Source organism: Methanosarcina acetivorans C2A (genome assembly GCF_000007345.1).
Taxonomy (GTDB): domain Archaea; phylum Halobacteriota; class Methanosarcinia; order Methanosarcinales; family Methanosarcinaceae; genus Methanosarcina; species Methanosarcina acetivorans.
The window spans coordinates 2,412,150-2,436,196 of the sequence record NC_003552.1 but is presented as its reverse complement, the minus strand read 5'-3'; the positions used below and the strand labels follow the sequence as shown (position 1 = coordinate 2,436,196).

The 24,047-nt window shown below is 44.8% G+C and carries 20 protein-coding genes; 13 read left to right on the top strand and 7 right to left on the bottom strand.

Annotated elements, in window-relative coordinates; all coding sequences use genetic code 11:
- Positions 1–270: 270 nt before the first annotated feature.
- The 3 genes from MA_RS10265 to MA_RS10255 all read left to right on the top strand — a co-directional run bounded on the left by MA_RS10265 (position 271) and on the right by MA_RS10255 (position 4,072).
- The gene (locus MA_RS10265; protein ID WP_085984844.1) at positions 271–1,437 is read left to right on the top strand and encodes a tetratricopeptide repeat protein; all 1,167 of its coding nucleotides are present in this window, start codon (positions 271–273) and stop codon (positions 1,435–1,437) included.
- Positions 1,438–1,631: 194 nt separating this feature from the next.
- Positions 1,632–3,245 carry a D-alanyl-D-alanine carboxypeptidase/D-alanyl-D-alanine endopeptidase gene (dacB, locus tag MA_RS10260; protein ID WP_052279147.1) on the top strand — a complete coding sequence of 538 codons (1,614 nt, stop codon included), beginning with the start codon at positions 1,632–1,634 and terminating at the stop codon, positions 3,243–3,245.
- A gap of 251 nt (positions 3,246–3,496) precedes the next feature.
- Positions 3,497–4,072 (top strand): tetratricopeptide repeat protein, encoded by a 576-nt coding sequence (locus MA_RS10255; protein WP_011021963.1) that lies wholly within the window; start codon positions 3,497–3,499, stop codon positions 4,070–4,072.
- Positions 4,073–4,281: 209 nt separating this feature from the next.
- Here the strand turns inward: MA_RS10255 and MA_RS10250 are convergent, their stop codons facing one another.
- The 3 genes from MA_RS10250 to MA_RS10240 all read right to left on the bottom strand — a co-directional run bounded on the left by MA_RS10250 (position 4,282) and on the right by MA_RS10240 (position 7,847).
- Positions 4,282–5,070, bottom strand: a complete 789-nt coding sequence (locus tag MA_RS10250; protein WP_011021962.1) for an AAA family ATPase — start codon at positions 5,068–5,070, stop codon at positions 4,282–4,284.
- A 297-nt stretch (positions 5,071–5,367) separates the two neighbouring features.
- Positions 5,368–6,861, bottom strand: coding sequence for an asparagine synthetase B family protein (locus MA_RS10245; protein WP_011021961.1), 1,494 nt, complete (start codon positions 6,859–6,861; stop codon positions 5,368–5,370).
- 755 nt (positions 6,862–7,616) lie between these two features.
- Positions 7,617–7,847, bottom strand: coding sequence for a hypothetical protein (locus tag MA_RS10240; RefSeq protein WP_048065270.1), 231 nt, complete (start codon positions 7,845–7,847; stop codon positions 7,617–7,619).
- A 404-nt stretch (positions 7,848–8,251) separates the two neighbouring features.
- Between MA_RS10240 and purS the strand changes: the two genes are divergently transcribed.
- The 3 genes from purS (at position 8,252) to MA_RS10225 (ending at position 10,318) form a co-directional block, all read left to right on the top strand.
- On the top strand, positions 8,252–8,503 hold the full coding sequence (gene purS, locus MA_RS10235; protein WP_048066286.1) for a phosphoribosylformylglycinamidine synthase subunit PurS: 252 nt from the start codon (positions 8,252–8,254) through the stop codon (positions 8,501–8,503).
- 90 nt (positions 8,504–8,593) lie between these two features.
- Positions 8,594–9,292: a phosphoribosylformylglycinamidine synthase subunit PurQ gene (gene purQ, locus MA_RS10230; protein WP_011021958.1), complete on the top strand. Its 699-nt coding sequence runs from the start codon at positions 8,594–8,596 to the stop codon at positions 9,290–9,292.
- A gap of 183 nt (positions 9,293–9,475) precedes the next feature.
- Positions 9,476–10,318: an MBL fold metallo-hydrolase gene (locus MA_RS10225; protein ID WP_011021957.1), complete on the top strand. Its 843-nt coding sequence runs from the start codon at positions 9,476–9,478 to the stop codon at positions 10,316–10,318.
- A gap of 276 nt (positions 10,319–10,594) precedes the next feature.
- Here MA_RS10225 and MA_RS29765 read toward each other — a convergent pair whose 3' ends face one another.
- On the bottom strand, positions 10,595–10,669 hold the full coding sequence (locus tag MA_RS29765) for a hypothetical protein (RefSeq protein ID WP_157860481.1): 75 nt from the start codon (positions 10,667–10,669) through the stop codon (positions 10,595–10,597).
- A 373-nt stretch (positions 10,670–11,042) separates the two neighbouring features.
- On the opposite strand from MA_RS29765, the gene MA_RS10220 reads away from it, so the two are divergent.
- Positions 11,043–12,107 carry a right-handed parallel beta-helix repeat-containing protein gene (locus MA_RS10220; protein WP_048065269.1) on the top strand — a complete coding sequence of 355 codons (1,065 nt, stop codon included), beginning with the start codon at positions 11,043–11,045 and terminating at the stop codon, positions 12,105–12,107.
- Positions 12,108–12,362: 255 nt separating this feature from the next.
- Here the strand turns inward: MA_RS10220 and rnhB are convergent, their stop codons facing one another.
- Complete coding sequence (gene rnhB, locus MA_RS10210; RefSeq protein WP_011021954.1) at positions 12,363–13,034, bottom strand: ribonuclease HII; 672 nt, start codon at positions 13,032–13,034, stop codon at positions 12,363–12,365.
- A 596-nt stretch (positions 13,035–13,630) separates the two neighbouring features.
- On the opposite strand from rnhB, the gene MA_RS29360 reads away from it, so the two are divergent.
- The 4 genes from MA_RS29360 (at position 13,631) to pheT (ending at position 19,417) form a co-directional block, all read left to right on the top strand.
- Positions 13,631–13,759 carry a hypothetical protein gene (locus MA_RS29360; protein WP_281085415.1) on the top strand — a complete coding sequence of 43 codons (129 nt, stop codon included), beginning with the start codon at positions 13,631–13,633 and terminating at the stop codon, positions 13,757–13,759.
- A 3-nt stretch (positions 13,760–13,762) separates the two neighbouring features.
- Positions 13,763–15,514 carry an acetolactate synthase large subunit gene (locus MA_RS10205; RefSeq protein WP_011021953.1) on the top strand — a complete coding sequence of 584 codons (1,752 nt, stop codon included), beginning with the start codon at positions 13,763–13,765 and terminating at the stop codon, positions 15,512–15,514.
- 531 nt (positions 15,515–16,045) lie between these two features.
- The gene (locus MA_RS10200) at positions 16,046–17,569 is read left to right on the top strand and encodes a PAS domain-containing sensor histidine kinase (RefSeq protein ID WP_052279146.1); all 1,524 of its coding nucleotides are present in this window, start codon (positions 16,046–16,048) and stop codon (positions 17,567–17,569) included.
- A 210-nt stretch (positions 17,570–17,779) separates the two neighbouring features.
- Positions 17,780–19,417 carry a phenylalanine--tRNA ligase subunit beta gene (pheT, locus tag MA_RS10195; RefSeq protein ID WP_011021951.1) on the top strand — a complete coding sequence of 546 codons (1,638 nt, stop codon included), beginning with the start codon at positions 17,780–17,782 and terminating at the stop codon, positions 19,415–19,417.
- Positions 19,418–19,502: 85 nt separating this feature from the next.
- Here the strand turns inward: pheT and MA_RS10190 are convergent, their stop codons facing one another.
- Positions 19,503–20,129 carry a restriction endonuclease gene (locus MA_RS10190; protein ID WP_011021950.1) on the bottom strand — a complete coding sequence of 209 codons (627 nt, stop codon included), beginning with the start codon at positions 20,127–20,129 and terminating at the stop codon, positions 19,503–19,505.
- A gap of 165 nt (positions 20,130–20,294) precedes the next feature.
- Between MA_RS10190 and MA_RS10185 the strand changes: the two genes are divergently transcribed.
- Positions 20,295–21,083: a DUF429 domain-containing protein gene (locus MA_RS10185; protein WP_011021949.1), complete on the top strand. Its 789-nt coding sequence runs from the start codon at positions 20,295–20,297 to the stop codon at positions 21,081–21,083.
- Positions 21,084–21,103: 20 nt separating this feature from the next.
- Here the strand turns inward: MA_RS10185 and MA_RS10180 are convergent, their stop codons facing one another.
- On the bottom strand, positions 21,104–21,898 hold the full coding sequence (locus tag MA_RS10180; protein WP_011021948.1) for a helix-turn-helix transcriptional regulator: 795 nt from the start codon (positions 21,896–21,898) through the stop codon (positions 21,104–21,106).
- A 1,233-nt stretch (positions 21,899–23,131) separates the two neighbouring features.
- Between MA_RS10180 and MA_RS10175 the strand changes: the two genes are divergently transcribed.
- A complete protein-coding gene (locus MA_RS10175; RefSeq protein ID WP_226990818.1) occupies positions 23,132–23,953 on the top strand; it encodes a formylglycine-generating enzyme family protein in 822 nt (273 codons plus the stop codon).
- Positions 23,954–24,047 lie beyond the last annotated feature (94 nt).

The following is a 24,047-nucleotide window of genomic DNA, read 5'->3' as shown; positions in this document are numbered from 1 at the left end:
AGCCACCCTTTTTCAGGCAGACCTTTGAGTAACATCTACAGTTCCGAGTGATTTCTGTAATGGGTAGTCTATGAATTTTTAATCTATGAATTTTCAATCTATGAATTTTTAATCTATGAATTTTCAATCTATGAATTTTCAATCTATGAATATTTAATCTATGAATTTTCAATCTATGAATTTTTAATCTATGAATATTTAATCTATGAATTTTCAATCTATGAATTTTTATGAAAAGAAGGACAGGTACTAACGGGAGGCCCGGTATTGATGAGAGAATTTAATTCTGAATTTGATAAACTTCTTCCGGAACTCCGGGGGAAGTGTAATGCTGCACTCAGGGGTTTTGGCAATTTAAATAGTTCCGGAGATACGAACCTGTACATCGCTCTCAAAGAGTTTTTAACTGCATGTCACCAAATTTCAACCATTCTCTGGGATAAGAACAACAGAAAACACCGAAAGCATCTCAGGTCCATCTTTTCCATAAACAATAATTCTCCCCTTTCCCCCAGAGTTTTGTCCGAACTGGAGACAGTGCTTGAAAAAATGAAAAATATACCGGGAGAGAGCACCAGCATGCAGGAGCCAGCAGCTCTTTCCTATGCTCCCGAAACAAAAACCTTAACAATTGACGGAGAAAAGTATGAACTCCTGCCCCTCTTTCTGGCTGTCAGAGATCTTTATGCTTCCCTTCCTTTTTTCAAAGAGCTTCAGACCTGTACTGAGATGCTTGAAAAGAATCCTCAGGATGCTACGGCCCTCTTTCAGAAAGCAGTCCTCCTCTATAAGGCAAGAAGGTTTGAAGCCGCTCTGCAGCTTATAGAACAGGTGCTTGAAATAGTGCCTGATGACTTCAGGGTCTGGTACAACAGGGGTGTAGTCCTCTCGGAAATGGGCAGGCTTGAAGATGCATTAGCTGCCTATGATAGGGTAATTGAGCTTGAACCGGTTTTTGAAATGGCATGGGACAATAAAGGAGTTGTGCTTGCACGGCTTGGCAGATTTGAAGAAGCCCTCGAAACGTACGAAAAAGTACTCCTGAGAAACCCGAAATATGCTGAAGCCTGGGCAGGAAAAGGTTCGGTCCTTTCTGCACTTGACCGGAAAGAAGAAGCCCTTGAAGCATACCTTTCAGCCCTCAAAATCAGGCCTGATTACCTGGAAGCTCTGAAATCCGTCGGCAGCCTGTTTTCCAGGCTGGGCAGGTATGAGGAGGCTCTGGCCGCATACGATACAGCTCTTCAGGCTGCTCCTGAAGCCCCTGAACTCTGGGCAGGCAGAGGGCTTGTCCTTTCGGAGCTGGATAGACAGGAAGAAGCCCTGCAAAGTTGTAGCAGAGCTCTTGAATTGAAACCGGGATTTGCTCCTGCACTTGAAGTCAAGGTAAAAATTCTTTCGGAAATAGGCAGGCAGAAGGCAAGAGCTTCTCAATAAATTCTTTTTCCTGGTAAAACTCTTTTAATTTACTTATTTTATTTCATTTCTACGTTCTTCTTTTTCTGAGATCTATCTCTTTTTCTCTACCATACAGTTCAGTGAGTAGCGCAACCAATTGTGGATTTTTGATTCTTACATGTTTATTAGATTCGCTGATGAAATATCCTAGAGAAAGGTCAAGGGGAGATTACATGAAGTCTGATGCTCATGAGTCTAAGAAGTTATGCTATTTACTGCTGGGAACAATATTCCTTATTACGGTTTGCCAACCGTTTGCCGGGGCTGGAGGAAACAGTCAGGATAGCCCTTTAGAGGGTAACCCTCTTCCTGCATCTGTAACAGAAATAATGAATGATACAAAATATGATCATGCCTTTTGGGGAATCCTTGTAGAAGATCTGGAGACCGGGGAAGTTGTCTACCAGCTGAATCCGGAGAAGATGTTCATTCCTGGCTCTACCACCAAGCTTTACACGGGAGCAGCTGCACTCGATATAATAGGGGCTGATTACAGGTTCGAGACTCCTATATATGCCCGTGGTAATGTGGACTCTTCAGGAAACCTGAACGGAGACCTGATACTGGTAGCCAGCGGAGACCTGACAATGGGAGGCCGGACCACTCCGGATGGAAAGATCGATTATACCGACATCGATCACAGCTATGCAAACTCCATTGGCAACGCAATTTTAACGACCCCTGACCCTTTATCCGGCCTGGATCAGCTGGCCCAACAGGTATCAGCTGCCGGGATCAAAAGTGTCTCGGGAGACGTTATCATTGACGATAGACTCTTCGATAAAATCAATCCTCCTGATAGTGCCAACGATTACACCCTCACACCGATAGTTATCAATGATAACCTGATTGATATAATGGTCAAACCTGCTCAGCCAGGAATGGCGGCGGAGGTGGATTGGCGGCCGCAGACCGCAGCCTACGCGATCGAAGCCGATGTTGTAACAACCGACGCGAATGAGACTGCCCGGATAGAGATATCAACAGGCGGTCCGGGTATAATCAATGTATCGGGGCAGGTACCCGCAGGCGAAGACACTATCGTCCAGACATATACGGTGGATGATCCTTCTTCTTTTGCCCGCTCTCTTCTGATAGAAGCGCTGGAGCGTCAGGGAGTGAAAGTAAACGCTTCAGTTAAAGGCAATAACCCTGCAGACCTGTTACCAGCCACCACGAACTACTCGGAGTTTGAAAGAGTAGCTCTTCTGACCTCTCTGCCTTTCTCTGAGAACCTGAAACTGATAATGAAGGTCAGCCAGAACATGCAGGCTGATTCCCTTCTGCCTCTTATGGCAGTAAAGGAAGGAAAAAGAAGCTTCTGGGACGGTCTGATCATAGAGCGCTCCTTCCTGGAAAAAACCGGAATTGACCTTAATGCCGTATCCATATCTGATGGCAGAGGAAACTCTCCTGCTGATTATATGACACCCAGAACTACGGTTGATCTCCTGAGGTATATGTCTTCCGGAAATGACTCTCAGGTATATCGGGATGCTCTGCCCATTCTCGGAGTTGACGGGTCTCTGGCGACTTCTGTTGGTCCCGAGAGCCCTGCGAAAGGAAAAGTTCAGGCCAAGACCGGAACAACTGCCAAGTATGATGTAGTCAATGACAGACTAATCCTCTGTTCCCAGGCTCTGGGCGGATATATGAACACATCCGAAGACCGAAAGCTAGCCTTTGCAATATATGTGAACAACGTCCCTGTAAAGGATGTCAAGGAGATGAAGCAGGTTAGCAATGACCTCGGAAGTATCTGCGAGGCGATATACGAGGAGAATTAGACATAAAAATATATTTGGAGTTGATTGGACAGAAAACCTCCGGGCATTGTTCTCATGCCGAACGCTTCTTATTCGGACCTTCTGCCTGGAAGATATCCGTATTCGAATCAGAAAAAGTATATCTCATTGGAAACAAAAGTGCACAATACCAGTCTTGACCCTGATTTCAAGCATAAATAGGAAAATCAGGCATTGAAGATGATTCCGAAAGGGGTCCAAATAAACCTTGATCCGGAAACGGAGGATTCGAAATGGCAGAGGAAAATAATATCACAGAAAGCTCTAAGGAAAAGCAAAAGGAGCCGGAAGCGGCAGGAAAAACCGAAGAAAGAGAGGATCCCGGACAGCTCCTTATAACAGCACAAGAAGCTGATAATTATGAAGAGAAACTCGGGCTCTATGATAAAGCCTTAAATCTGGATCCCAGGTACTTTGATGCCTGGCTCCAGAAGGGTTTTGTCCTGGACAGGATAGGGAAGTCCGAGGAAGCTCTTGCCTGTTACGATAAAGCTCTTGAACTCGATCCCGAGCACCTGGGAATTAAGTGTCTCAAAGGTTTTGCCTACAATAACCTGAAGGATTTTGAAAAAGCCATAGAGTGTTATGACGAAGTCCTCAAGGTCAACCCTGAGGATGTTTTTTCCTGGTACCAGAAAGGCTCGGTCCTGGAAAGCCTTGGCAGATACGGAGAGGCTATGGAAGCTTACGACAGGGCTCTGGAAATAGACCCAACTGATGTCCTTATCAGGGAGAAAAGGCTGAGGCTTCTGGAGCTTATTTATAATAAAGGAACCCTGACAGACTCCCCGGACAGTGGCTTTAACTGAGCCCTGAAAATGCAAAAAAATTTCAGGACAAAATTTTAGTAGAAATCGGGGAAAAATTTCAGGACAAAATTTGAGTAGAAATTGGGAAAATTTCAGGACAAATTTGAGAACAAATAAAGGAAAAAATCAGGAAAAAATTTGGAAAAATTAGAAAAAATTGAAAAGAAATTGAAGAATTAATACAAAATTGTAGGGCTGTGTTTCAGCCTTTACTTCTTACTCGCCTCTTCTTCCTTCCTGATTTCCTCAACGGTTTCTATGAGTTTTTCCTTGATTTTCACTATGGAATCAACAGCTTCGCCGCCTATTTCAATCGGAGCCCTTTTTTCCAGGTCAGCCTGCATTAGCTGCTGGTCAAAGGGAATTTCCCCAAGTACCGGGATGCCCAGCTCTTCAAGTTTGGCGTTGACTTTTCCGGCGCCTCCTTTGTTAATTACGGCAGCGATATGTTTTATCCCGATTTCGGACGAGAGTTTTTTGATTCTTTCGGCGGTTTCAAGGGACCTGGCTCCTGGCTCTACCACCACAATCATAATATCCATCCCGCGTGTGGTGCCTCTTCCCAGATGCTCGATTCCGGCTTCCATGTCCAGGATAACGGCACTCTTTTCCCTGAGCATCAGGTGTCTGAGAAGAGCTCTCAGGAAAGCTGAAGCCGGGCACATGCACCCGCTTCCTCCTTTGTCCACGGTGCCCATGACAAGCATCCTGACCCCGTCAGGCCCTATTACTCCGTATTTGCCTGCAATGTCGTCCACTTTCGGGTTGTAGATAAAAGCTCCGCCTTCTGCACCTGCTCTTTCCTCAATAAGGTCTTTGAAATCCGTGAGGGGTTTCGGGGGATTTTCTATTCCCAGAGAAGATGCCAGGTTCATGTCCGGGTCTGCATCGATTGCCAGTACTTCGTATCCGTCTCTTGCAAGCAGTCTTGCCAGAGTGCCTGAGAGAGTAGTTTTTCCAACGCCGCCTTTTCCGGTAATTGCTATTTTTATTTGAATTCCCCCTTAGATTCTGGTTAGAGTTTCAGGTAATAGTTTTCTACTCGAATATAACAATCAAACTGTTTATACTTACTCATTTGTGCCGGCTTTTTTCAAGATATCCGCAGGCAAACTTTCATTATTTCCTATTCCGTTATTTCCTGTTCCGCGTCCTGGATTGTGTTCCGAAAGTGAGATTTGCTTCCTGAAGACGATTTTTATCCGTGGTAAGTTATAATCGTGTGCCAATCGGGTTTTCGTACTCTCCGCGATATGCTCTTTTACGAGTACCCATATCGTCCTCTATCTTGCTTTTCAGTTATTTACAAACTCAAAACCTTTTTCCGAAGCAATTTGCATGAGGTATTTTTCTATATGGCTCTCCTGCTTTTTGGAAAAGCCCGAATCCCTGGCAAGCCGGTCGAGCACCTTCTGTACTCCGGTCCCGTATTGCATTGCTTTTTTCTCTTTCCAGAGAATTTCCGGAGGGATTAACCCTTTTGCCGCTTTTCTGAGAATATATTTTCTTTCGTAGTAGCCGTCTTCATAGTAGCCATCTTTTTTCAGGACCTTCAGCTCCGGGCGTATTGCAAGCCCGGTTTTTATTACTTCTTTATCCAGGAAGGGAACCCGGAGTTCCACGGAGTTGGCCATTGTAACCATATCATCCCTTTCAAGGTTAATTTTTGAGATGGTTGCAAGGTCCGAGTAGATCTCCCTGTCGAGCACCTCAGCCCCCTTTTTGAGAAACTCTTCATGCCTCCTGTACCCTCCAAAGAGTTCATCCGCCCCCTGTCCGGTCAGAAGGACTCGCTTCCCGTCTTCTTTTGCGGTTTTTGCCACGATATAAAGGGGAATTCCTATTGCAACCGTCATCGGATCCGTGGATTCGGTTGCATAGACTACCCGAGGTACTGCAGCTTCTATTTCTTCGGGCGAGAGGAAATGGACTTTCAGGTTTTTCCTCATACCGATAGCTTCAGCTGCCCTCTCAGCCTGGGTAATGTCATGGGAATCCGGAAGCCCAACCGCATAAAGGGAAACCCCGGGATCGATGCGTTTTGCAAGGGCTGCTAAAAAAGTACTGTCAATACCTCCTGAAAATGCAATTCCTGTAGTCGGGGTAAGCCTGAGTTCCACAGCTTTTTCAAGAGTTTCTTTCAGTTGAGACAAAGCCTCATGTTCTGTATAAATCCTCTTTTCAGGCGATTTTATCTCCAGGTATCCTTCCGGGATTTTTTCTGTGATTTTCCCGCTTTCGGTATTGAAACCCAGAATCCCTCCCTGCGGGAAAGGCTTTGCTTTTCTGCTAATAAAAGCAAGGGCTTTTTTTTCGGAAGCAAAAGCTATTTCCGGCTTTTCGCCCTCTGTCCCGGAACAGTAAAAGAGAGGCTTTACTCCTGAAGGGTCCCTGGCAAGTACAAGTTCTCCTCCGCAAGCATATGCAAGAGCATAGTCTCCGTTTACTTTGGATAGTGCAGAGCAGACAGCGTCTATCGGAGTACTTCCTTCCTTTACCCCGGTTTCTATAAGTGAAAAAAGCAGTTCGGTATCGGAATCGATTTTTATCCCTATCTCAGCTGCAAGCTCGCGGAAATTAAAGATTTCCCCGTTGAGGACGAGAGCTCCTTTTCCTGTGAGCGGCTGAGGCATATCTCCTGTTATTTTAAGCAGGGTATTTCCTATGCTCAGGTCCCCTGCAGTATGGATTCCACAGGCATCAGGTCCCCTGTGCCCCAGGGCTGCAAGCATTTTCTTTACTTTCAAATTACTGTCAGGGGTTCCGAACACGCCCGCTATTCCGCACATGATTGCACCTTTTTTTCTGTTCTTTCTGTCCGGTATACACGAGCGTCACCCAGTATTTATTATTTTGCAATCTTCCGGCAGGATATCTCCAAACTTTCCCTCCTGCGCCGCGCCGGGATGGGTCGGGAAGTCGGTCAGGTCTAAAAAAATAAGTTGAAAACCAGCGCTACAATTAAGAGGAACCGTATGTTGATAAATGTCCCCCGAGTTAAGAGAATACTTTTTCTTAAATCCGGAAACCGTTTTTCAATTTACGGGTAAATATCAGCGTCACCGCCGGCTTGTTTGGTGGCTCTACTCAAAAGAAAAAGTAGATATTATAGAGAAACGATACTGAAATTTCTGCCAATTTGACCTTTTTAGCGTTTTTTCTAACTCAAAAGTGTATTCGGCATCTTTAATTGCCTTTTGTCTCTTTTTTCTTTTTATTTACGGAAAGACCGCTCTCCTGCGTCGAGCGGGGAAAAAGCTGCTCAGTATAGCGAATAAGGTTTTTTGGGTGATATTTTAAATTTAACTCGCTTAAAAATTAACTCCTGAGAATTTCAACTCGGATAAATGGGTTCATATGCGCAGGATTAAAATTCGAGGCTAAAAAAGAAAGGTCCGTTTTTCGCCTTTATTCTGGCATTGGATCAGAAACATTTTCTCTTTTTTATCCTTGCCTTTTTTCTGCCTTTCTCTTTTCTTGCTTCTGTTTCTTCCCTATACTCTTCTCGATTCCCTTCTCTTTTTTTATTCTCGTCATCCGGTCTTTATCCGGGTGATTCTTCAAGAAGCACTTCTGCAGCGAACATGGGGTCTCCCTGCAGGGCAGCGAAAGGATTCCTTGCGCTTTTTTCGTCCCCTATCCAGATGGAGTGCGCACAGTAAAGGCAGCAGCAGCGGGTGGCATACAGGTTATTTTTCGGCGTGTAAGCTCTGCAGCAATTGCTGCCCCTCAGGACTCCGTATTTGCAGAGGACAAGCTGCCTGGTCAGGTGCATATCCTATTCCAGACTATCCTGTTTACAATCCCAGCTAGCCGGTTCGTTGAGGCTCAGTATTTCACCCAATATATAATTATGTTTTATATACATTTAAAACTTAACTATTCTGTTCCGTTTTTTTATATTTTGAAATTTTATAAATACGGATGAGGCTGTAGAACGGAAAGAAAGCTCTGGTTTTGAAGGACTTTGCCTGTTATGAAGGAAGTTTTTTATCTGTGCCCTCCAATATACGCAACGTTTTTAAGCATCTTATATTTATTATGGTGCAGACCGGAAATTATTCCCTTAAAGTTTATACTTAAAATTCACCTTCTCTTTCACCTGATGCCGCATTCAGGCTCCCGAAAAGCAGGTGAAATTCCGATTAAACTGAAAACTTAAAATTGAGGCTTACAAAGATGCAGTACCAGGCAACAGTGACTATTGAACAGAAAGCAGGCATGCTTGACCCTGAAGGCACCACAGCTAAAAGGGCTCTCGGGCACCTCGGATACGCAGTTGAAAGCGTAAAGACCGCAAAACTGTACGAAATCGTGCTCGAAGCAGAATCTGCCGAAGTTGCGGAGCAGAAGGTTGATGAGATGTGCCAGAAGCTTATCGCAAACCCAATCATCCACAACTACACTATAAAGCTAAAGGAACTTAACTGAGGGCTTCCCGGAAAGAAAAGGGATTGAAAATCAGGCAAATCCGGAAAGCCAAACATTTTTAAAATATCGAAGGAAGATTGAGGGAAAAAGATGAAGATTGCCATTATTCAGTTCGGAGGCACAAACTGTGATATGGACGTCCTGCATGTCCTTAAAGACGTGGTTGGTGTGGATGCCGAAACTGTCTGGTACAAAGAAGAAAACCTTACCGGCTTTGACGGAGTCGTTGTCCCGGGAGGCTTTTCCTACGGAGACTACCTCCGGGCAGGGGCAATTGCGGCCCGCACTCCGATTATGGATTCCGTAAAAAAAATCGCAGCCGAAGGAAAACCCGTGCTCGGGATCTGCAACGGTTTCCAGGTGCTGACCGAAGCCAGGCTCCTTGCAGGGGCTCTTACCACAAACGAATATCCTAAGTTCAGGTGCCACTGGACCAATCTCAGGGTCGAGACGGCTGATACCCCCTTTACCTCGAAGTTCAGAAAAGGCGAGGTTATAAGGATGCCCATCGCCCACATGGAAGGCAAGTTCTACGCCGAAGAATCTACCCTTGCAGAACTTGACGAAAACGAGCAGGTTGTCTTCCGTTACGTGGACGAAAAAGGAAGAGTAACGGATGAAGCCAACCCTAACGGTTCCCTGGAAAATATCGCAGGAATATTAAACGCATCAAGAAACATTCTCGGCCTCATGCCCCATCCGGAAAGAGCTTCCGAATCAATCCTTGGCTCTGATGACGGAAGAAAGGTCTTCGAGTCCATGGCGGATTATATTACTGAAAACTTCTAATCCGCTGCTCGTTTCTTTTTCAGTTTTTTTCTTTTTATGAACGGTTCCTTTTATTTTTTTGTGATTTTTTTTATTTTCTTACAGGACCGCGTGCAGTGGTAAACTCGGTAAACTCAATCCTGACTATTTTTACGAGTATTTTGTAACAATGCTATTATAGACCACAGGCAAAATAAACACTTTATGAAACTCACCGTCCTTGTTGATAATAACACCCTTATTGACAGGTATTTCTTTGCCGAGCCCGGTTTGTCTTTTCTGCTGGAGGATTCGGGTACCAGAGTTCTTTTTGATACCGGGTATTCGGATATCTTCCTTAAAAACGCCCGGAAAATGGGGCTTTCACTTCTGGATCTTGATTACCTGGTCCTCTCCCACGGGCACCTGGACCACAGCTGGGGACTCGAACCTCTGATCCGTTTATTCACGGAAGCAGGGATAGAGAGGCTGCCCGGCAGATCTCCGGTTCTCGTTGCCCATCCCCTGGCCTTCGAAAGCAAAAAAATTGAAGGGATAGGGGAAATCGGAAGTCTGTTCACTCCCAAAAAGCTTTCAGAACACTTCAGGTTACAGCTCTCAGGTACTCCCTTCTGGCTTAGCGAGAGGCTCGTTTTCCTTGGGGAAATTCCCAGGAACTTCACTTTTGAGGCAGAGGCAGCTATCGGATATGTGCGGGACATCAAGGGGAACAAAATTCCCGACCTACTTCCGGACGATACGGCACTCGTATACAGGGCAGAAACAGGGCTAGTAATTATTACGGGCTGTTCTCATTCCGGGATCTGCAATATTACCGAATATGCAAAAGAAGTCTGCGGAGACAGCAGGGTCCTTGATATAGTAGGCGGCTTTCATCTCCTGGAACCCTCAAAAGAACGGATGCGCGGGACCCTTGACTACCTTAAAAAACTTGACCCCGAATGCATCCATGCCTGCCACTGTACGGACTTAAACTCAAAAATCGAGCTTTCAAAGGTTTGCAGGCTTAAGGAAGTGGGAGTCGGGCTGCAGATTGAATACTTTTAACTATTTTTTAATTCTCCTTTTCTTTTCCCTTTTCTTTTTCGAATTATAAGGAAATCTTGAGAACTCAGGAAATCTTTCGGAAGGTTTTCATTCAATTTTTTCCAGTTCTTCTTTTATATCTCAATTGTCTGTCAGGAGTGTTTGACAGTATATTTGAATTCTCCGCAGTGCTATTTTTTTCCTATTTTTGAGGAAGTTTTGTCTTCGGGGCCTGGGATAGCCGCTTCCGAAGTCTGTACATCATTTTTTTGTACACCATTTTTTTGAGCTCTTCTATCAGCTCATCCCGCGCACTTTTGCGGTGATCGAGGCTGCCGAGACCATAGGGGAGGTTGCATCTGCCTTGTGCATGGAGATTATTTTATTTTCGTCAAGTAGTTTCGGGTAATTGCTTTTTGATTTTTAATTTATTCGACCAGCTTATGGATATGAAGAAATTGGTTTATCTGAAGACGTCGGTTTAATTCTATGGGCCTTGTGACAGAGATTTTTTTCCTGTTCCTTGGATCATTTCTTTAGATCTTTGCGTCCCTCCATTAAACCGATTTTCCGACTGCATGAGAATGTATTTAGGTGGGATAGTAAACGAAAGTTCAGATTTATTATTCAGAACACATATTTCAAAATCTTTTTATTACTTTAACTTATATTCTTATGAGTTATTATAATACACTATTTATTTTTCTATGTGTATAATTTAATCAACTATAGGGGGCATTGGTTAATGAAAGGAAAAGCAATTCTGAATGCTTTTTTAATTTTCCTCTTCATACTCGGATCAGTCACAATCTCGACAGCCGCTGCGGTTATTTCCGTAGATTCAAATGGGGGAGGAAACTACATCTCTATTCAGGAAGCTGTTAATAATGCACAGGAAGGAGACACGATTCTCGTAAACCCCGGAATATATAAGGAAAACGTAAAGGTCGAAAAGAAAGTTTCAATTCTTGCAAACTCCTCGTCAGAGGCTCCGGGAAAACGCATTTATGTACTGGGTACGGTTTTGGATGAAGAAGTTTTTTACGTTAACTCAAGCAACGTCACAATAGACGGCTTCTTTATTTCCGGTGTGTCTTCCGGAGGGGACAAATATGAGGTAGGGATTTACCTTGAAGGAGTTGAAAACTGCTCGTTGAGCAACAACGCTCTGATAATGAATGATGTGGGAATTTCTCTCACAGGAGCTAAGGAAAACTACCTGGTCAATAACCTTGTAAGTCTGGGATATCAGGGGATTGCTCTTGAGAATTCTGAAGATAACACACTGTTAGGCAACCTTATGCTAACAAATGATATGGGAATCCTGCTGTATAACTCTGCAAATAACACCCTTATGAACAACACAGCTGACTCAAATACAAAAGGAGTTTCCCTTGAAGCGTCCGACATGAACGCTCTGACGTCAAACACGATTTCTAAGAACGAGTATGGAATCTTTACCCTGAAGTCTAAGTCCAATGTTCTGTTTAATAATTCCTTATACCTGAATGGTGTTGGAGCATACTTTAATGATTCCTCTGATAACACGGTCTACATGAACGATTTCGTCAACTACATCAATGCTGAGGATGAGGGTACTAACTTCTGGAACACCAGTTCAACAGGCAACTACTGGGACAAATATTCGGGAGACGACGCTAATGGAGACCGTATAGGTGACACTCCGTACGTTATCAATGAAACAACCGGGAGTAAAGATTACATGCCTCTGATGAATGAAACTTCTTCATATGAGGTTTCCGAAAACGAGAGTGAAGTTGATGGTAACGAGACATTTGTAACGAATTAAAAAAATCTTCATTCAACATAAAAGAAGAGAAAGGATGAAATTTAAAAAGATAGAGGAGAATTCAGGAGTTTCGTACTCTTGAGGAGTTTCGTACTCTTGAGGAGTTTCGTACTCTTGAGGAGTTTCGTACTCTTGAGGAGTCTCATATTCTTTTTCTCTTTTCTTTTTTTTGCAGAGAACTGCCAGACAGGCTGTTGAAGGCGTTTTATAAAAGTCTGTATTTCTCAAGTCTGGACCTTACTTTTCTTCCGGATTTCACTTTTTTCCGGCTTTTTCCAGTTCTTCCCTTATGTTTTCTACGGTTTGCCAGGACTGTCTGACAATTTCTGGGAACTTCCCGTCGTGTTCTTTTCCCCATTTCAAGAGAAAAGCTTTTGTTTTAGGATCTGAGGGATAACCGCTTCCGAAGTCTACGCTCCATTCTTTTTTGATCTCTTCGATGAGTTCGTCCCTGCGTACTTTTGCAATGATCGAGGCTGCCGAGACTACAGGATATATTGCATCGGCCTGGTGCATAGAGATGATTTCTATTTTCTTTGCGTGGGCAGGGTTGGTTTTTGCGTACTGCCTGCGGAGGTTTTCGGCAAAGCGTTCGGCTTTTACGTCTGCAGCATCGGCATATACGATATCCGGTTTCAGCTGTTCGAGAACTTTTGCAAAACAGATAACCATGATCTCGTTCATACTCATAATTTTCCGGAGTTCGTCAATCTGAGCAGGGGTGATCTCAAGGATGAAGAAACCGTCGGCGTGTTTTTTGATCTGGGATGCGAGCTGCTCCCTTTTTTTCGGCGTCAGTTTCTTGGAATCGGCAACTCCAAGCACCTTGAGTATATGGGCTCTGGACTCCTCGATTTTTACGCCTCCTATGCACATGGGCCCGATTACAGGACCTTTTCCGGCTTCATCAATTCCTGCGATCATCATTTTCTGGCTGTCTCCTGATTTGAGAGAAGAGGGCTTTTGTAAGTTTTACGGATCAGGAAAAGTAATAATATAATGGGTGGAAGGGGAGTAGAAAAAGGATCTCTGCAACTGGACATAGGCATAGTTGTATCAGGCCTCGGAGGGAATTCCAATCAGGAACCGAATCAATTCAATGGCTTTTTTCTCTGTTTTGTGTCCGTTTTGGACTCTATGTCGGGCCGTCATATTAATCCTTTTAGTACTTATAGGACCCAGCGTAGGTGCTGGTTTGTTCATAGGGTATAATGGTTCCCTGGTTGCAAGAATAGGTATCCATTTTAAAAGAACTTTTGGTTTATGTATGCTGGTTCCTATAATTTCTGTTTGTGGAGTTACTGGAGCGAGCTTTTAACCGCATGTCTATTCCTGAAGGAACTAAAGCTACAGCAACTATCTTATTCCTGTTAGTACCAGCGGCTTTTGCATTCAGGGTCTGTCCTTTGGCGGAATCATTCAGGGTCTGTTCTGTGACGGAATGAATCAATCCTGAAAACTAAAATCATTATATACAATTATAATTATAATTATGTATGAGTATAAAGGGGAAGGGGAATGAAATGAAAGGCAACAGAAAGAGTCACAGGAATAACCACCACAGAGGCTGCACGCATTACAGCCGGAAGACACAACGCACCCGATCACATCACGAAGCGGATGACGTGGTTTGCGAGAGCACAGGAGGATGATCGATGGATCCTCACGGATGTCTGCACGAAGCTGTGTCGGCCCACAGGGACACCAGCTCGGCAGACAAGAGCCAGGAAGTAAAGGAGAAGATTGTGGCAGAGGACACCACTCTCACTACAGCTCAGCTCATGGTCCAGTGCCTCGAGAATGAGGGTGTCGAGTACATTTTCGGGCTTCCAGGTGAAGAGAACATCAGGTTCGTCGATGCTCTAGGAGATTCAACTATCCGCTTCATTGTGGTGCGCCATGAACAGGGTGCTTCATTCATGGCTGACATTTATGGTCGAGTCACGGGCAAGGCGGGTGTCTGTATATCCACGCTGGGACCGGGTGCTATTAATCTGCTTCTGGGAACAGCCGACGCCTTCACCGACAGCACCCCTCTGGTGGCGATCAGCGCCCAGGTCAGCCTCAACCGCATCTACAAGGAGACTCATCAGGTTGTCGATCTGCTGAACATGTTCAAGCCGGTTACAAAATGGGCCGAGATGATTATCGGTTCCGCTGCCATACCCGAAATGATGCGGGAAGCGTTTGAGAAAGCCCAAACTTCGCGGCCGGGTGCCGTCTATCTTTGCGTTCCTGAGGACGTAGAGTCAATCTCGGGCCTCACCGGCTTGCGCCCGCTTGCCCGGTCCGATGAAGCGGACAGTATGCCAGGGTCCGCACAGATTACACGCGCAGCTCAAGTCCTGCAAGAGGCGACAAAACCGATTATCCTCGCAGGCCATGGCGCAGTGCGAGACTACGCCGGGGACGCTCTTGTCCGGTTCTCCGAACGCCTTCGGATCCCGGTTGCAACCACGTTCATGGGCAAGGGTATCTTCCCTGATGACCATCCCAACTCCCTGGGCACCATAGGGTTCATGCAGCATGACTACGTGAACTTCGGATTCGATGAGGCGGATGTGATCGTCTGCGTCGGCTATGATCTCCAGGAGTTCGATCCCGTACGCATAAACCCCAATGCCGACAAGAAGATCCTGCACCTGCATCGATACCCGGCCGAGATCGATGCTCACTATCCCGTCACCGTCAGTGTTGAGGGGAACCTCTCGGCTGCGCTTGACGGGCTAGCCGCAATAATAACTCCGAAAGAGGGATTGGATGCCGAGGACAGAAAAATCCGTAACCTGCTCAGGGAAGAGCTCGAGTATGGGGCACGTGCCGATGCATATCCAGTCAAACCGCAGCGGCTGGTCTCCGACATCCGCGCGGCCATGGGGGATTCGGATATCGCGCTGGTTGATACCGGTGCCCTGAAAATGTGGATGGCCCGCCTCTACCCGACGTATCAGCCGAATACCTGTGTGATCTCGAACGGTTTAGCGACGATGGCGTTTGCTGTGCCCGGGGCGATCGGCGCGAAACTCGCTTATCCTGACCGGAAGGTGCTCGCCGTAACGGGAGATGGCAGCTTCCTGATGAATTCCCAGGAACTGGAGACTGCGATACGGGAACGTATCCCGTTCGTTGTACTCGTCTGGGTCGATGACGCCTACGGCCTGATCAAGTGGAAGATGGACTTGGAACTGGGGCGCCATTCCTTTGTCGATTTCGGCAACCCGGACCTTGTCAAGTACGCCGAAAGCTTCGGGGCCAGGGGCTACCGCATTGAGGTGGCTGCCGACCTCTTGCCAACGCTCAAGAAGGCTCTTGCCGAAGATGTGGTCTCAGTGGTCGTCTGTCCGGTCGACTATTCAGAGAATATCAGGCTCACCGATAAGCTGGGACAGCTGACGCAGCCTATCTGATTTCAAGCCCTGTATTGACAAAAAAGTGACTGCTATGGGAATGAAAAAAAACTAGGCTATTTGTCGGAAGAGCTGCTACTGTCTATTCTGCGCTGTGGGAGCTGCGAAATCGATTTAGGCTCTCAATTTTTATGCCTTATATGCAGATGGACTCGATCATAGAACCTTTTCCGGCTTCATGGATTCCTGTGAGTATCATTCTCGGCTGTCTCATTATTTAGGGAAAAGAACAGGTTTTGCCCATTAATTTTTGCCCATTAATAATTGTTTCTTTATCGGGGAAGGGGGTACTATTACTCCCAGAATTACTTCTAAGTCTTGCCCTTACCTTTTCCCGAAACAGGGAATTACTTTTTGAAATTTGTTTTTTTGATGTGATAGAAATATTTATATATTATTTATAAAGAAAAAGGAAGCTTTTTTCCGGTATCTTTATAAACTATTATCAGGTATCATGGGTATCATGTATTTGCAGCATGTGTGAATATTTCTGAAAAAAGCCATTGAATCAGTATTTTTGGGTGATCTGCCATGGATGATGTGAGTCTGGAAGTTATGAGTTCCTTTACCTTGCTAATAATCATATTCTATTTTTGGAGTATTGGTCGAAAAAGTGCAAATATTTCCCGGAAAGGCTGGTTCCTTATTATCGCCGGATTTTTCCTTTTATTTGCAGGGCATCTTGCGGATCTGTATGAAAGTTTACGGCTGGTTGGAGAAAACCCTGTGAGCCCTTTGCATAATATTTTCTTAAAAGCCTTTCTTGGAGGCCCGGTCAGTTACGTGTTGATTGCTGCAGGGCTACTGAAATGGGTAAGCACAGTGGCAAGCGTTGAAAAATTAAAGGCTGAAGTGGAAAAGAGGAAAGAGATGCAGGAGAAACTCAGTAGGGAGAGGTCAATGCTCTCCGGACTATTGAACTCAATTCCTGATGCCGTCTTTTTTAAAGATCCCGAAGGGACTTACCTGGGGTGTAATCCTGTCTTCTGTGAATTTGTGAAAAGGCCGACAGAGGGCGTTGTGGGGAAGAAGAACCCGGATTTTTATTCTAAAGAAGTAGCCAGCTTTCTCAATGCCGAGGATAAGGAGATATTTGAAACCGGGAAAGCGATTATCCGGGAGAGGTGGGCAACTCGCCCTGACGGGAGGAAAGTCCTGCTGCAGACTGTAAAAGCTCCCCTTTACGACGAAACGGGGAACTTTATAGGGCTTGTGGGAGTGAGCCGGGACATCACTGAAAGGCAGAGAGCCGAAGACGCCCTTCTGAAAGTCCGGATTGCCGAAGATGCCAGCCAGGCTAAAAGCGAGTTTATTGCCACCGTAAGTCATGAGTTGAAGACACCCCTTAATTCAATTATCGGGTTTTCGGATCTGCTTCTTGAAGATAGCTCCGGAAAACTTAGCGAGCGCCAGGCCAGATACATTAATAATATTTCAATCAGCGGCAAACACCTGCTCCAGTTCATAGATGACATCCTTGACCTTTCAAAAATAGAAGCTGGAAAGACTTTTCTGGAACCTGAGAATTTCGAGTTTACAAAGATCTTTAAAGATATCGAAAAAGTATTCCGTCCGCGGGTATCCGGGAAAAAATTGTCCCTTAATTTTGAGGTCGACTCCGGGATAAAAAGCTTCTATGCTGACAAAATGATGTTCAAGCAAATCCTTTACAACCTTATAAGCAATGCTGTAAAGTTCACTCCGGAAGAGGGGTCCATAACAGTCTCGGCAGCAAAAATTGGAAATATGGTTCGAATTTGCGTAAAAGATACCGGAATAGGAATTTCCCGGGAAGACATGGACTCTTTTTTCCAGCCTTTCAAACAACCTGACTCTTTCTTCAAGCGCAGGTACGAAAGGACAGGACTCGGACTCTTCCTTGTTAAAAGGTTTGTTGAAATGCACGGCGGAAACATCCAGGCGGAGAGTGTGCCTGGGGAAGGTTCTTCTTTCATTATTGAACTTCCCCTTAAAACCGGCAACGAAGGAATAATGGGTGTGATAAGTGGAAATGAAGATAAAGGGCAGTTTATCTCGGCCGTGAGCTCTCTCTAAGTAAAATAGAACCTTTTGATGAGGCTTCTGATGCGGCTTCTGTTGAGGCTTTTGGGAAAAGCAATTTAGCCGGAAAGGGCTGAAGTAATGAAGCAAAAGTTCGGAACTGAAAAATTGCTGTTTTCCTAATGTCCGGAAACAAAAGCATTAAATCTAAAGTTGATTATTTTTGGGGTTAAGTTAGCTAGTAAGAGATGAGATGAAATCCCCATGCCAGTAATCACCTTGCATTATGAAGACCTTGAGAAACTCACGGGAACAGATAAGGAAACCATCATAAAAAGGGTGCCCATGATTGGGGCCGATATCGAAAGAGTTGAAGACGAGTATGTCGATATCGAGTTCTTCCCTGACAGGCCTGACCTTTACAGTGTGGAAGGGGCAGCCAGGGCAATGAGGGGTTTTCTGGACCTTGAGACGGGGCTTCCCGAATATGCGATAAAGCCTTACGAGGTATCCATATCTGTCAGTGAGAATATCCTGAAGATCAGGCCCTTCCTCGGGTGTGCGGTTGTAAGGGGAGTAAAGTTTACGTCCTCTTCCATCAAGTCCCTCATGGACCTGCAGGAAGACCTGCACTGGGGCCTTGGGAGAAACAGGAAAAAAGTTTCTATCGGCGTCCATGACCTTAAAAATGTGCAGCCTCCCTTCAGGTACATGGCAGTTGACCCCAGCTTTGAATTCGTGCCCCTTGACTACACTGAAAAAATGAGTATGACCGATATTCTGGAAAAGCACCCCAAAGGCACAAGGTTTGCCCATCTCGTAAAGGACTTTGAAAAATACCCGATCATCCTGGATGCAAATGACAACGTGCTGTCCTTCCCACCCATCATCAACGGGACACTTACCACTGTTACCGAACAGACAACCGACCTCTTCATTGATGTCACAGGTCTCGGGGAAGCTGTGTACATTGCCCTGAACATCGTGGTCACAGCCCTTGCCGAAAGAGGTGGTCAGATTGAGTTTGTAAGGGTAATCCGTCCGGGAGGCGAAGAACTTGTCCTGCCTGACCTTGAGCCCAAAGAAAGGCTGCTTACAACAGGCGAGGTAAAAGCCCTGATGGGCATGGACCTCACGGTTGAAGAGATCGTAAAACAGCTTGAAAGGATGCGCTTTGGAGCAGCTGCCCTTGATAAGGAAGCCGTTGAAGTAAAGGTGCCCGCTTACAGGGCAGACATCCTTCATAACTATGACCTTGTAGAGGACATTGCCAAAGGTTACGGCTATGAGAATATCAAGGTAAAGGTTCCTGAGACCTATACCCCGGGCAAATCTCATCCGATTTCTCTCATGAGGGCCTCGGTAAACGAAATTATGGTCGGGCTCGGCTACTATGAGGTTATGCCTTTTACGCTTACCAGCGAAAAGATCAACTTTGAAAACATGTGCAGGCCAAAGACTGATGATGTTACCTACGTGCTTCATCCGATCAGCGAAGACCAGACAATGATCCGGACAACCGTGCTCCCGAATCTGCTTGAAATTCTTTCCTTAAACCAGCACAGGGAACTTCCGCAGAAGATCTTCGAGTTCGGAGAAGTCGTAAGCAACGAGACAACCGGTCAGCACGTAGCTGCGGTCTCAATCCACCCGCAGGCAAACTTCACCGAGGTATACGAGGTAGTGGACGCCCTGATGAGGGAGATGATGCTTCCCTATGAGGTAAAAGAGTCCGAAGACCCGGCTTTCCTTGAAGGCAGGCGGGCAGATGTTTATGTCAATGGCAAAAAGCTCGGAGTTTTTGGAGAATTCCACCCCGAAGTAATAAGCAACTTCGCACTCGGATATGCCGTTGTAGGGTTTGAACTTGACCTTAACGACCTTATAGGCAAAAAGATTTAATTAAAAGATTTAATAAAACTAAAAAGATTTAATAAGATTAAAATAATTTTCAGATCGAGGGAACTTCCCTCTCCTCTTCTTTTTCTCATTTTTCTTTCAGTATCTTTTCCATTTCTGCCGCTATTTTTCGCACTTCAGGTATTTCTTCGGTTTCAGCCAGCCTGTTCACAAGTTCGAGCATCTTCTCCTTCATCAAGTCCAGGTCTTCAAGGGCAAAGGAAAGTTCTCTGGTGAGGGTTTCCAGGCTTTTTGTTTCGACTAAGCCAGAAAGCTTTTCAGGTTCGGTGCTTATTAAGGAGATAGCCTCGGGGGCGTTGAGGTCAACGTCGTATTCTTCTTCAAAGTCCCCTTTTGGAATGGTTTTAAGCCACCTGACCAGCCGGGTGTGGCTTATAAAGTCGCTGAGCTGCCTGTACTCATAGTTTCCGGTAACCTTTCCGATCATCACCTCATTTCTGGTCTTGAAAGGGACTGCCACAAGATCTCCTTTCTTTATTTTTGCGATAAAGGAATAGATTTCCCCTGCCCAGGTTTCGGAAAGTTCTCCCTTCATGCCGGGATATTTCTCAAGTATGAGCTTCTTTATCTGCTTTTCGTCTTCAATAACGGATAAATCCGGAAATTCCGCCCCTCCTATGGTAATCACGCTGTTCTCAAGGATTATCTCTTCATCTTCCAGAGTGCCTGCGGCTTTGAGCAACCAGAACTTCATAACCTGCCTCCGATTTTATCAGATTTTTTAAGGATTCTTAGCATTTCTACGGATTGGTTTAATTAGTAGATCATGTTCGTATACCCTGTTGCTAATTAACGTTTTCCAGCAATCCCTTATCTTCACGGGAAAAACTCTTTTAAGTTTGCACTCCCAGGTACAGGTATGGGAAAAAAGGTCTTTGTCGGGGTTGACGGTTGTAGAGCAGGCTGGTTTGTAGTGTTCTTTGGAGGAGGAAATGAGTCCGACTGTAGCTGGAAGGTTGAAATTTTCCCTGAGTTCTCATGCCTTGTTGATTTTTTGAAAAATAACTATGAGCAGGTTGACCCCCTCATTCTTATCGATATTCCTATAGGCCTGAAAACAGGAGGGAGTGGAGAGCGGCTTTCGGACCTTGGAGCCCGGAGTATTCTGAAAGCTCGGAAGTCCAGCATTTTTCCGGTGCCGTGCAGGGAAGCAATTTATGCGAAAACCTATAAGGAAGCCTGTGAGGTTAACGAAAGGCTCACGGGAAAACGCATCTCAAAACAGGCCTGGAACATAGTGCCCAAAATCCGGGATGTGGACGGTTTTCTGGTCGAAAACGAAAATTTCAGGGAAAAGGTCAGGGAAGTCGGACCTGAAATCTGTTTTCAGGCTTTTGCAGGCTTTCCCATGAAATACCCGAAAAAGAAAGATGAAGGTTTTCTTGAAAGAAAGGAAGTTCTGGATAATGTCTGCCCTTTTGCCGAAGAAATCGTCGAATATGCCCTTTCGAAGTACAGGCGAAAGGACCTTTCAAAAGACGATATTCTGGATGCTCTTGCAGCCGCGCTCACCGCACAAATGGGGGGCATCTGTGGGTTTACTTATGTGCCCAATGAGCCTGAAATCGATAGCAAAGGACTGAAAATCCAGATGGTTTACTGCGAGTGCGAAAAAGTTCGAAGTCGTGAAAAGCAGAGTGAACTTTGAGAAGGTTTGGAATAAAAAATTCAAATTTCCGGCTTTTCTTCCGTTGGTTCAGCCACCCGCATGCAGTACCAGAAAAGCTCCTTTCCCCAGCCTAAAGCCTTTTCTTCGGTGGATATGAGTAGCTGGTCTCTCAACTTCCCGTCATTTTCGAAGAGTTTTAGTGAAAGGAACTTGTCCGTTACAACGATTATTGGAATGGGTGAGGGTTTCTGGCAGGTGAATATTTTTGAATTTTCGCTTTTGAAAAGTCTCTCCGCTTCTTCAGGATAACTGGAAACCAGACGCTCTATAACATTTTTCGTCATGCAAAGTGTGAGTTTGGCCCCATTTTCCACAAGGTCTGCGTAGAGGAAAGGTGATTCCGGATGGAAATAAGATACAAGGGTAAAGATCTCTTTTGAACTCTGGATATTATCCACGAAAACCTTTGGAGTTTCAAGCATGTGTTCTACGTCGGGCTCAAGCAGTTCGCATTTCCCGAGTTCGTCAATTCTCTCCAGAAGGTACTCGGGAATAGGAGTTAAATCCCGGTTTTTCCAGTATTCGCCATTAACTTCAAAGACCTCTATCGAATTCAGGAAAGGCTCCATATTTTCAACTATTACTTTTCCGATTTCGGATAACATGTAAACTTTCTTTTCTTCAATTATCAGGTAGGCATCTTTCATTTTCTTAATATGTGGCTGGATAGAGCTGGCATCTACGTTAAGCAATTTCTTGATTGTATCAATATCTCTTGGCTCTTCTTTCAGAAGAAGTAAAAGATCTTTTCTCCTGTCAGAATAGAAGATGAGATTGACCAGTGACTGTTTCATCTGTACACCTGAAGTTTATCCGCTGTTCGTATAATTCATTAAAGACTTTTTTGTTTAAGCCGCAAAAAAATTTCATTCTTGAGCCTAATTTCTCTCCTTATATTTTAATATTTTTCGAATTTTAAGGCTCTCCGGAGAATTATTTATTGCAATATTATTTGAAAAATTCAAATAAGACTATGAAAAACTAAATCAAATTATAATGTGAAAACTAAATTATGCGGTAACTAAATTATGCGGTAACTAAATTATGTGGAAACTAAATTATGTGGAAACTAAATTATGTGGAAACTAAATTATGTGGAAACTAAAAATTGGGTCGTCCACCTTTACATGGTTGATATTTTGGAAAAAGCAACGTCTGACTCAAACGCTCGGATTCTGATCCATACAACCTTATTTTCCATATCATGTCGTTCCTGTCTTAGCAGAGTTGAGCCGCCCGAATTGCGCCTCGGGAGTACGCGGTCTGTTTCGCTTCGCTCAAGCAGACTAATTGATGGTTTTTACAGGTAGTTTTGCTCAAGCAGACTATTTATGGGTTAAAAAGTGAGCTGGACTCAAGCGGACTAAATTAAGATTTTCTTCACCATGCAACCTTACTCGCTATATTGAGTCGTTCTTTTCCGCTCAACGCGAAAGAGCGGCCTTTCCCTAAAAGACTGAAATGAAGAAAAAGAAGAAAAAGAAGAAGAAAAAAGCCAGCAAGTGAAAGTGAAATAGGAAACCGTGGGGATTCCATGTCTATACTTAGTGTTTTTTATTGCTTTTTCAAGTCTGGATTTCTTTTTTCTCAGGGCCGTTAGACAAGCTGGCAGAGGCGCTTTATACTTATCTGTGAATTTTAATGAGGGCTCCAGGGAAAGATATGAATTGTCTGATGAATTGTCTGTTCCTTTTTGAGTTGCAGACTTGACAGGTTCACCTGAAAGGGGTAGTATCAATAAAACAAAAGGTCCCGGTTTCGGATATCCGGATAATATCAACCGATTAATACGGGACCGCCGAAAATTGAAGTTCAGTATAACTAATCTAAGCAGAATGAAAAATCAAAAAATTAATAAAAGTTAAACGGGAAGAAATAAAAAACAAAAGAAGAAAATAGCAAAAAGCTGAAGAGTGTTTACTTATTCATACTGGAGTTGTGAGCCTCTGGATCCAAACATACACCTTTGTAAAGAATGTACATGCTCAAAAGCATCTGCGCCTTCTTTTGATAGCCTGGATGAAGATTTGGCTGAGAATTTAACTAAAAACTCAGCCAGTACCGGAACTAATAGTTCAGCCGGAGATTCGATTTCAGACGTCATTAACCGTCAAAGCGGAAGCGATACCCTGATCCGAAACTCAATCGGAATGGAGTTTGTCCTGATCCCTGCAGGAGAATTTGAGATGGGTTCTCCTTCCCGGGAGAAGCGCAGAAAGCTCTGGGAAAGCCCTGTACACAGGGTATCTATAAAAAAGCCTTTTTATCTTGGCAGGTATCCGGTTACCCAGGAACAGTGGAGTAAAGTTACGGGAAGTAACCCCTCGTTTTTCAGAGGGGAAAAGCATCCGGTTGAAACTGTTTCCTGGGAAGAGGCACAGGCTTTTATCCGAAAACTTAACACTCTTGAAAATAATGGTGGAAGGAGCGCAATTTACCGCCTCCCTACAGAAGCCGAGTGGGAATATGCAGCAAGGGCAGGAAGCACAGGCAGCTACTTTTTCGGTAATGATGAAACGAAACTTAAAGAACATGCCTGGTTTCTTGAAAACTCAGGACTTGAAACTCATCCAGTCGGTTTGAAGAAGCCCAATCCCTGGGGCCTTTACGACATCTACGGAAATGTAGGTGAGTGGGTGCAGGACGAGTACCATATCAGCTACAAAGGAGCACCTTCAGATGGGAGGGCCTGGGAGAGCTCCTTCCAGGGAATATCTACTCAGGTGAGGATAAGAAGAGGTGGAGGCTGGAACGGAAACGCAGGCTGCTGCCGGTCGGCTGAAAGACTTTTTGCGCCACAGGATAAGAGGCTCAACAGCCTGGGATTCAGGGTTGTTAAGGAGGTTTGATTCTCTGGAAAAACCCCCTAAGAAACCTTTTTATATCTGTTTATCCATTTCGCCTTTCCATTCTACCTATTTATCCGTTTCGCCTTTCCATTCT